This is a genomic window from Nonomuraea sp. 10N515B (assembly GCF_052245915.1).
Lineage (GTDB): Bacteria > Actinomycetota > Actinomycetes > Streptosporangiales > Streptosporangiaceae > Nonomuraea.
The window spans coordinates 46,015-55,696 of the sequence record NZ_JBQQBQ010000061.1 but is presented as its reverse complement, the minus strand read 5'-3'; the positions used below and the strand labels follow the sequence as shown (position 1 = coordinate 55,696).

The window sequence follows — 9,682 nt, the reverse complement described above, 5'->3', positions numbered from 1 at the left end:
CGCCGCCCACCGAGCGCTTCGGGCGGCCACCCACACCCCGGCGCACGAAGGAATCAGACGATCAGGCGGAAACCTCCGTCTGCCCTCACAACTCAACCGGGACGACCGTCCCCTGAGTCATCGAGGCCAGGCCAACGGGCAGCCGAACCGAACACCAAACTGCGAACACGACTTTTATTCACATTAATCGTCCGAAACGATATTAACGCCCTGTGCGCAGAATCACGAGACCGCTACGCAAAGTTCTGCTTCGCACCGTATTGGGGGGAAACGGTTGTGGCGTGTCGTGGGCGGTGTAAGACTCATTTTCGAGCGCGCCGGATGTGCCGGGGCCGCCGCACGCTCACGACCCGGAGCCGTCAGGGAGGTGGAACGACAAGACCGGAATATATTTCCGGGCGAAAAGTGGGGCTCTTTATGTCGCTGAATCCGCGCCTGGTGAAGGAGAGTTTCTCCGTCGTCGAGCCGCAGGCCGAGCGCGCCACGGCCTATTTCTATGGCCACTTGTTCGCGGAGAACCCGCACCTACGCGCCATGTTCCCACCCGCCATGGACGTCCAGCGCGACCGCCTGTTCAGCGCGCTGACCCGGATCGTGTGGAGCCTGGACAGCCCGGACAGCCTGGCCGCGTTCCTGGGCCAGCTGGGCAGGGACCACCGCAAGTACGGCGTGATCGCCGAGCACTACACGGCGGTCGGCAACGCCCTGCTCGCCACGATCCGCCGCTTCGCCGCCGACATCTGGGACCATGAGATCGAGGCCGCCTGGGTGGCGGCCTACACGGCCGCGGCCAATCTGATGATCGAATCCGCCGACGACGATTCGGGCGTCTCCCCCGCGTGGTGGCTGGCCGAGGTGATCGACCATGAGCTGCGCCACCGTGACATCGCGGTCATCACGCTGCGGCCCACGCAGCGGCTGCCGTACCAGGCGGGCCAGTACGTCAACGTGCAGACCGCGCGCTGGCCGCGCGTGTGGCGGACGTTCTCCATCGCCAACGCGCCGCGCACGGACAACACGATCAGGCTGCACGTGCGCTCGATCCCCGGCGGCTGGGTGTCCACGACGCTCATCAGGCATACCCGCATCGGCGACACGCTCATGGTGGGCCCGCCGATGGGCACGATGACGCTGCGCGAGCAGAGCATGCGCGACGTGTTGTGCGTGGCGGGCGGCACCGGCCTGGCGCCGCTGAAGGCGATCATCGAGTCGATCATCGCCTCCGGCCGCCGGCCCAACATCCACCTGCTGTACGGCGCCCGCACCGCCGAGGAGCTCTACGACCTGCCCGACCTGATCGCGATGGAGTCGTCGTTCCCCTGGCTGCGGGTGCTTCCGGTGGTCTCCCACCAGCAGTCGTACGACGGGATGCGCGGCCGCCTGCCGGAGGTGACGCAGCGCTTCCACTCCTGGGCCGAGCACGACGTCTACGTGTGCGGCCCGCCCGGCATGGTCAACGAGACCGTGCGCCGCTTGCAGATCGACGGCGTGCCGCTGTCGCGCATCCACCGGGACATCATCCAGGGCGAACGCTGACCCTTTACCAAAATGTCCACATGAGGTCAGCGTCGAGGGATTGGCGCTGCGGCCAGACCGGCATAGCGTCCAGTTCTCGGGTCCTTCCCCCAAGGGTGGAGCGGCCGATCGGGGAGAACCCGACATCGGTTCCGACCGTCTCTTGGAGGCAGGATGCGCTTCCGGCATGCCCTCAGCATGGCCGCCGCGGGCACTCTCGTGCTCGCCGCGACCTCCTTATCGGGCCCCCAAGCCAGCGCCGAGGGGTTCGGCTACGACGATCTCAAGCCCTGGCAGCAGCGCCTGGTCTCGGGTGCCCTCGTGGACGCCCTGGCCGAGCGGTCCGGCGCCGCCCGGCGCGGGCTGACCGGTTTCAAACCCGCGGCCACGCCGGACTGCGGCGACCGCCGCGGCGACAACGTCAAGGTCAACGTCAACTGCGCCACCATCACCGACGCCGACCTGCACGGGCGCTCGCAGGCCCAGAACGAGACCTGGATCGCGGTCAACCCGAACGACCCCCGGCAGATCGTGGCCGGCTACAACGACTACCGGCGCGGTGACGGCACCTGCGGTGTGTCGTACTCGGGCGACGCCGGCGCGAGCTGGGCGGACTCCACCGTCCCGAACGGCTTCACCAGGGGCACCGCGTTCGGCGGGGCCGCCCGCCAGTACTGGCAGGGCGGCGGCGACCCGTCGGTGGACTGGGACAGCCGCGGCAACGTGTACCTGTCGTGCCTGGCCTTCAACCGGGGCCGCACCGTCAGCCCCAACCCCGACCAGTCCAGCGCCATGTTCGTCTTCCGCTCCACGGACACGGCCGGCGCCTCCTTCAACTTCACCGGGCGGCCCGTCGCCGAACACGCCGACACCGCGGGCGCCGGGAACGTCCTGCTGGACAAGCAGCTCATGGCCGTCGACCACTACGTCTCCAGCCCGTTCAGGGACCGCGTGTACGTGACGTGGACGACGTTCGACGCCGACGGGACGGCGTACATCTTCGGCGCGTACTCGGCGGACTACGGCGAGTCGTTCAGCGACCCCGTCCTGATCAGCGGCGACTCCTCGCTGTGCTCCAGCACCTTCGGCGTCCCCACGCCACGGGGCAGGTGCAACGTCAACCAGTTCTCGCACCCCAGCGTCGGCCCCGACGGCGCGCTGTACGTGGTGTGGGCCAACTACAACACCACCCCGGCCGGGCCGGGGGACAACCACCTGCAGGTGCTGCTGGCCAAGTCCACCGACGGCGGCGCCAGCTACTCCGCGCCGGTGAAGGCCGGCGACTTCTTCGAGCTGCCCGACTGCGCCACCTACCAGAACGGCCAGGACCCCGGCCGCTCCTGCGTGCCGGAGAAGGGCCCCACGTTCACCTCGATCTTCCGGGCCGCCAACTACCCCTACGTCAACGTCAACCCGAAGAACCCGGCGCAGGTGACGGTGTCGTACGGATCGTTCATCAGCCGCAACTCGCGCGAGTCCGGCGGCTGCACGCCGGCCGGCTTCACCGGGCCGCTGGGCAACCCGCTCTACACCGGCGTCAAGTCCGCCTGCAACAACGACATCGTGGTCTCCGAGTCCACCGACGGCGGCGCGAGCTTCGCCGGCACCTCGGCCAATGTGCGCACCCTGCCCTCGGCCACCGACCGGCCCGGGCAGCGCACAACCGACCAGTTCTTCCACGGCTCCGACTACACCTCTGGCGGCAAGTACGTGGTCACCTACTACGACCGCCAGTACGGCAACGCCGCCATCACCGGCTTCTCCGACATCTCGCTGTCCACCCGCACCGGCTCCGGCTACGCGACCCAGCGGGTGACCTCGTCGAGCATGCCGCCGCCCACGCAGTTCGGCGGGCTGTTCTTCGGTGACTACATCCAGGTGTCGGCCACCGCGACCGGCGCCTACCCGGCCTGGGTGGACACCCGCGAGCCGGCGCTGTTCCTGTGCCCGGGCACGGGTCAGCCGGGTATGCCGCCCAAGACGTGCACGGCGCCGATGCCGCAGGCCGACCCGGCCAACGAGCAGGAGATCTTCACGGCCCGCAGGCCCGTCTTCTGATCGGAAGGTTGACAGGAGGGGCTGGACGGTGCGTTGTGGAAGGTGACACGCGCGCCGTCCAGTCCTGGAGGTCGACTGTGCCATCGCCCGCCGGCCGAGCCATCGGCGCGCTCGTCATCGCCGGCACGCTGCTCCTCGCCTCCGCCCCGGCGGCGGCGGCGGACGTCCGGCTGACCGAGATCGGGGCGGACGCGTACGCCAATGCCACCAGCCAGCACGACACGCAGGCCGGCCCCGACACCTTCCAGTGGGGCACGACCATCGTGACCGCGCAGCAGGCGGGCAGGTTCTTCGACGGCGGGGCGTCCGGCATCGCGTTCGCGACGTCGGGCGACAACGGCGCCACGTGGGCCAAGGGCGTGCTGCCGGGGATCACCGGGTTCGGCGGAGGGCCGTACCAGCGGGTCAGCAATCCCTCCGTGGCCTATGACGCCAGGCACGACGTCTGGCTCGTGGCCTCGCTCGGGCTCACCGACACGGACGGGATCACGGGCGCGGCCGTCGTCGTCAGCCGCTCCGACGACGGCGGCCGCACCTGGGCGAACCCGGTCGTCGTCGCGGCGGGCGGTGACCTCGACAAGAGCTGGATCGCCTGCGACAACACCCCCGCCAGCCCGTACTACGGCCGCTGCCACGTCGCGTTCGACGACCACGGCGCGGGCAATGCGATCAGCGTCGCCCGCTCCGCCGACAGCGGCCTGACCTGGACGGTGACCGCCACCGCCGCGACCGGCCTCGGCGCGCAGCCGGTGGTGCGGCCCGACGGCGCCGTCGTGGTGCCCTACCTGGGCGACGACGACCGGATCCGCGCCGTCCGCTCCCGCGACGGCGGCGCCACCTGGAGCGACAGCGTGCCGGTCTCCACGGTGCAGCGACACACGCCAGCGGGCGGGTTACGCGCCTTACCCCTGCCGTCGGCCGAGACGGACGCGGCCGGCACCGTGTACGTCGTCTGGCAGGACTGCCGCTTCCAGCTCTTCTGCGCCGGCAACGACATCGTGCTTGCCACGTCGGCCGACGGCGCCCAATGGGACCACGTCACCCGCGTCACCGCCGACGGCGGCGACCACTTCATCCCCGGCCTCGGCGTCGACCGCTCCACCTCCGGCGGCTCGGCCAGGCTCGCCCTCACCTACTACCGCTACCCCGACGCCGCCTGCGCCGAGGCGACCTGCCGGCTCACCGTCGCCTACACCTCCTCGGCCAACGGCGGCGGCAGCTGGTCCCCGCCCGCCGAGCTGCGCGGGCCGATGAAGCCGGACTGGCTCGCCAACACCGCGCAGGGGCGCATGGCCGGCGACTACATCTCCACCTCGATCGTCCCCGGCGGCAACGCCTTCCCCGCCTTCACGGCCGCCGCCGCACCCGCGGGCGGCGCGTACGACGTGCGCACCTACACCGTCTCCGGCGGCCTGCCCATCACGGGCGGCGGCCCCGCCCTGCTGTCCATCGAGGGCCCGGTCGCGGCCGGCGACACCCCGCCGCCCGACGCGCCGGCCACTGCCCGCTGACCCCCGGGACCACCACCCGACGCCCGCCGGCTACCGGAACGCCGCCGCGGTCTCCTCGTCATTGGGCCAGAACGTCTCGATGGCCAGCTCCGACACCGTCACGTCCACCGGCGTCCCGAACGTCGCGATCGTCGTGAACATCGACAACACCCGGTCACCGGCCGCGATCCGCAGCGGCACCAGGATGTCCGCCGGCCCCGGCACGTGCGCCACGTTGAGATCCACCCCGGGATAGGTGTACGACGCCAGCTCGTCGTGCAACTCGGCCAGCCTCCCGTTCCCGGACATCTCGGCCTGCCGGCGCAGCTGATGCAGCAGGTGCGCGCGCACCTCGGCGAGGTTGAGCAGCCTGCCGCCCATGGCGTCCGGGTGCAGCGACAGACGCATCACGTTGATCGGCTCCTTCAGCAGCTCGGCCGGCACGCCCTCCATGAACATCCCGGCCGCCGAGTTGGCCGCCACCAGGTTCCACGTCGCGTCCACCACGAGCGCCGGATAGGGCTCGTGCCCCGCCAGGATCTTGTCCAGCGCCTGGCGGACGACCTGCATCTCGGGGGCGCGTACCTCCCGCTCGGGATAGACCGGCGCGAACCCCGCCGCGATCAGCAGCCTGTTGCGGTGCCGCAGCGGCACTCCCAGCTCCTCGGCCAGCTTCATCACCATCTCACGGCTCGGCCGGGCGCGCCCGGTCTCCAGAAAGCTGATGTGGCGAGCCGAGACGTCGGCCTCGATGGCCAGGTCGAGCTGGCTCACCCGGCGCCGCTGCCGCCATGAGCGCAACAGATCACCAAAAGACTCTTCTCGTATGGCTACCGCTCCCATGCCCGGAAACCTATCGGTTGGAGGGAAGCGTCACGATTACCCGGCAGGTAATGCCGGTTCCCGGCCGAGGGCCGCGTGGAGCGGGCGGGCGGGAATCTCCCAGTCCTCGGAACTTGTCGGCCCCGCGTGGCACGATGGCCGCAAGCGAAGGGAGCAACCGCATGAGTGACACACTGCTCGCGATCGGCACCCGTAAGGGCCTTTTCCTCGCCCGCTCCGCGGACGGCGGTCCGTTCGAGATCGAGCCGATCCAGTTCTCCACGGTCGCGGTGCCCTCGGTGGCGATCGACACCCGCGGCACCACACCCCGGCTCCTGGCCGGCATTGAATACGGGCACTTCGGCCCGTCTGTCATGTACTCGGACGACCTCGGCCGGACCTGGGGTGAGGCGGACAAGCCGCCCATCGCCTTCCCCGAGAAGACCGAGGCGACCCTGACCAGGGTGTGGCAGTTGACACCTTCGCCCTCCGAGCCCGACGTCGTGTGGGCGGGCGTCGAGCCGGGCGCGCTGTTCCGCTCGCAGGACCGCGGCGTCACCTACGAGCTCGTCGAAGGCCTCTGGGAGCACCCCCACCGGCCGCAGTGGCAGCCGGGCGGCGGCGGCCTGTGCCTGCACACGATCATCCCGCACCCGTCCGACCCCAAGATCATCGGCGTGGCGATCTCCACAGGCGGCTTCTACCGCTCGACCGACGGCGGCCTGTCCTGGGAGGCGGCCAACCAGGGCATTCGCGCCCCGTTCATGCCCGAGGGGCAGCAATATCCGGAGTTCGGGCAGTGCGTGCACAAGGTCGCCATGCACCCGTCCCGGCCCGACCGGCTCTTCCTGCAGCACCACTTCGGCGTCTACCGCAGTGACGACTTCGGCGGGGCCTGGCACGACATCGGCTCCCCGCTCCCGTCGGACTTCGGCTTCCCGATCGTCGTGCACCCGTCCCGGCCCGGCCGGACACGGTCTACGTGCTGCCGCTGCACGCCGACATGGACCGCACACCCGTCGACCACCACTACCGCGTCTACCGCAGCGACGATGCCGGCGCCACGTGGCAGCCCCTCGATCGAGGGCTGCCGGAGGAGCCCGTGCACGCGACCGTCCTGCGCGACGCGATGACCATGTCGGAGGCGGGCCTGTTCTTCGGCACGCGCGACGGCGAGGTCTACGGATCCCGCGACGACGGCGCGACGTGGACGCTGGTCGGCCGGCACCTGCCCGACGTGCTCACCGTGCGCGCGGCGGTGCTCTAGCCGATGGTGACGAAACCCGTGACGATGGTGGTGTTCGTGCTGCCGAGCGTGCTGCGCCGCTGGGTGAGCGGGCGCACGGAGGTCAAGGTCTTCGCCGTGGGCGCCGACCGCGACTCCCCGCCCACGCTGGGCTCCGCCCTCGACATGCTCCGGCGTACGCATCCGCTGCTGGAGGAGCGGCTGCGCGACGACTACGGATGCATCCGCAGGCACATCAGCATGATCGTATGCGGGGAGAACTCCCGGGGACTCGGCGGCCTGGACTGCGCCCTGCCGCCGGGCGCCGAGGTCTACGTGATGCCCGCGCTGGCCTGAGCCCGCGTCTGTCCGATCCGGCGGTCGCCGTCTCGCGCCACGGCGACCGACCGGGTCTCCACGCATGCCGGCCGCGCAGGGTCCACGCCGCTCGGCTGGGCGGTGGCGATCATACTGTTGACATCATGAGCTTCGACGGCACACCCCGGCCGGACCCGCGCTGGCACCACGCGCAGACCGACCTCGACGACTTCGCCATCATCAGTTACCGGGTGGATGCCGACGCGGTGGCCCGGCACCTGCCCGAGGGCTTCGCTCCGATGAAGATGGACTTCGACGACGGGCCGGGCACCCTGATCTCCGCGGTGGCCTTCAAGGACCGCGACTTCCACTTCCGGTTTCTGCCGCAGGTGAGCATCGATTGCGGCCAGATCAACTACCGGGCCTACGTCACGGCGTACGGCAAGACGGGCGTGTGGTTCTTCGGCACCAGCCTCGACCACCCCGTCGTCGCGATCCCGCAGCACCTGTGGGGCATGCCGTGGCGCCGCGACCGCATCCGCATCGAGGCGGACTGGGACGGCACCCCGGCGCACTGGCGGCTCGACGCCGGGGACGCCTCTTGTGGCGCCACCGAGCTCCCCCAGCCGCTCAGCCTCCTGGACGGCTTCACGGGCGAGCCCGACTGGCTGGAGCGGCTCACCCATCCCACCCTGGGCTGGTATCGGCGTCGGGGCGGCAAGCTGGGGGTCTACAGCATCTGGCACCCGGTCATGCGCCCTCGCTATCTCGCCGCGGCCTCCGCGAGCTTCCCCGTGTTCGAGCGCCTCGGCCTGATCACGCCCGGCACGCCGCCGCACTCGGTCCTGGGCCAGCGGCGCCTGCCTTTCGACATCCACACCCCGCCCCGCCGCTTCCGCCCGGAGGCGTGAGCGGGGTGCGCGAGGCGATGTCGTTCAGGGGGTCGTTCAGGGGCAAACGCGCCCGTTGGCCTCGAAGGCCTCATGGGTCAGGGGCATGAGCTCCGCCCACAGTCTCTCCATCTTCTCCGCGACCATCTCGATCTCCCGCTGCGGAGAGGACGGGAACGTGGAGTCCTCTCGCTTGACCCGGAGAGACAGGAAGTTCATCAAGGCGCGGGCGTTGCAGGTCGCATACATCGAGGAGTAAAGACCGACCGGGAGCACCGTGCGGGCCACTTCGCGGGCGACCCCGGCTTCCAGCATGTCCAGATAGGCACGGTAGGACTGCCGGTAGCTCTCCTGAGTCGCCTCGGTCACGATCTCGTGCTGCTCGGGAGTGCCGTCCTTGAACACGTATTTCCCGGGCTTGCCTTCCTGCACCAGCTGGCGATCAGGGCCGGGCACATAGAAGACCGGGACCAGCTGACGGTATCGGCCGGACTCCTCGTTGTAGGAGAAGGTGCGGTGCCGCATGAACTCGCGGAAGACGAAGATCGGCGCGCTGATGTAGAAGGTCATGGACGAATGCTCGAACGGCGTGCCGTGCCTGTCGCGCATCAGGAAGTTGATGAGGCCCTTGGAGCGCTGAGGGTCGGCTTCGAGCTCGGCCAGCGAGCTCTCCCCCTTCGTGGAGACGCGTGCGGCCCACAGCACATCGGCGTCCGATGCGGCGGACTTGATCAGCTCCACGTCCATGTCGCTCCGAAACTTGATCTCGGGTTCGACAGTGCCCATGGAGCCCCCGCTCGGATCGGCTGCGTTGTGACAGCCCCAAGCAAACCAGCTCGCACGCCTCGGCGCGAGTCGGTGTCCCTCCCCATCCTCTGGCCCCATTCTCTGCGGTACGGCGAGTGCCCGGGCAGGTCAGGGGCGGTGCGGCCAGACAATGCTTGTCGCTTCAAGTTTTTAGGTCTACAGTCGGGACCCCACTGAAAACTTGAAGGGTCAAGCTTATGGACGTTTTCCTCTGGATCGTGCAGATCCTGCTCGGCGTCGCCTTCGTCCTCTCGGGGATCGGCAAGTTCGTACCGCTCAGCGAGCGGATGCGGCAGCAGCAGGCGTACCGGGAGGACTTCACCGGCGCGCAGCTCAAGGGCATCGGGGCACTGGAGGTGCTCGGCGGGATCGGCGTGGTGCTGCCCTGGGCCACCGGGATCGCCCCTGTCCTCACCCCGCTCGCGGCCGCCGGGCTCGGGCTCATCATGATCGGTGCCGCTCTGGTGCACCGGAGGCGGAAGGAGCCTTTCACGGTTAATCTGGTCTTGCTGGCGATGGCCGTCGTCGTGGTGGCGGGACGCATCTGACCGTGGGGG

General features: G+C 69.8%; 10 protein-coding genes. 8 read left to right on the top strand and 2 right to left on the bottom strand.

Annotated features, from left to right (window positions below; translation table 11 throughout):
• The first annotated feature begins 417 nt into the window (after nt 1-417).
• The 3 genes from ACTWQA_RS48185 (at nt 418) to ACTWQA_RS48175 (ending at nt 5,084) form a co-directional block, all read left to right on the top strand.
• Nucleotides 418-1,536 (top strand): globin domain-containing protein, encoded by a 1,119-nt coding sequence (locus ACTWQA_RS48185; protein ID WP_443165564.1) that lies wholly within the window; start codon nt 418-420, stop codon nt 1,534-1,536.
• 153 nt (nt 1,537-1,689) lie between these two features.
• On the top strand, nt 1,690-3,573 hold the full coding sequence (locus tag ACTWQA_RS48180; protein WP_443165563.1) for a sialidase family protein: 1,884 nt from the start codon (nt 1,690-1,692) through the stop codon (nt 3,571-3,573).
• Nucleotides 3,574-3,650: 77 nt separating this feature from the next.
• Nucleotides 3,651-5,084 (top strand): sialidase family protein, encoded by a 1,434-nt coding sequence (locus ACTWQA_RS48175; protein WP_443165562.1) that lies wholly within the window; start codon nt 3,651-3,653, stop codon nt 5,082-5,084.
• A gap of 30 nt (nt 5,085-5,114) precedes the next feature.
• Here ACTWQA_RS48175 and ACTWQA_RS48170 read toward each other — a convergent pair whose 3' ends face one another.
• Nucleotides 5,115-5,864, bottom strand: coding sequence for a helix-turn-helix domain-containing protein (locus ACTWQA_RS48170; protein ID WP_443165561.1), 750 nt, complete (start codon nt 5,862-5,864; stop codon nt 5,115-5,117).
• A 203-nt stretch (nt 5,865-6,067) separates the two neighbouring features.
• Between ACTWQA_RS48170 and ACTWQA_RS48165 the strand changes: the two genes are divergently transcribed.
• From ACTWQA_RS48165 to ACTWQA_RS48150, 4 genes are all read left to right on the top strand, one after another.
• Nucleotides 6,068-7,018 carry a WD40/YVTN/BNR-like repeat-containing protein gene (locus ACTWQA_RS48165; RefSeq protein ID WP_443165560.1) on the top strand — a complete coding sequence of 317 codons (951 nt, stop codon included), beginning with the start codon at nt 6,068-6,070 and terminating at the stop codon, nt 7,016-7,018.
• On the top strand, nt 6,988-7,152 hold the full coding sequence (locus tag ACTWQA_RS48160) for a hypothetical protein (protein ID WP_443165559.1): 165 nt from the start codon (nt 6,988-6,990) through the stop codon (nt 7,150-7,152). Before ACTWQA_RS48165 ends, ACTWQA_RS48160 begins: the two co-directional genes overlap by 31 nt.
• Nucleotides 7,153-7,155: 3 nt before the next feature.
• Nucleotides 7,156-7,467 carry a hypothetical protein gene (locus tag ACTWQA_RS48155; RefSeq protein ID WP_305918872.1) on the top strand — a complete coding sequence of 104 codons (312 nt, stop codon included), beginning with the start codon at nt 7,156-7,158 and terminating at the stop codon, nt 7,465-7,467.
• A 125-nt stretch (nt 7,468-7,592) separates the two neighbouring features.
• A complete protein-coding gene (locus tag ACTWQA_RS48150; RefSeq protein WP_443165558.1) occupies nt 7,593-8,339 on the top strand; it encodes a DUF2071 domain-containing protein in 747 nt (248 codons plus the stop codon).
• 36 nt (nt 8,340-8,375) lie between these two features.
• On the opposite strand, the gene thyX is transcribed toward ACTWQA_RS48150, so the two are convergent.
• A complete protein-coding gene (gene thyX, locus ACTWQA_RS48145; protein WP_443165557.1) occupies nt 8,376-9,104 on the bottom strand; it encodes an FAD-dependent thymidylate synthase in 729 nt (242 codons plus the stop codon).
• A gap of 218 nt (nt 9,105-9,322) precedes the next feature.
• Here thyX and ACTWQA_RS48140 point away from each other — a divergent pair, with 218 nt between their 5' ends.
• Nucleotides 9,323-9,673: a DoxX family protein gene (locus ACTWQA_RS48140; protein WP_443165556.1), complete on the top strand. Its 351-nt coding sequence runs from the start codon at nt 9,323-9,325 to the stop codon at nt 9,671-9,673.
• Nucleotides 9,674-9,682 lie beyond the last annotated feature (9 nt).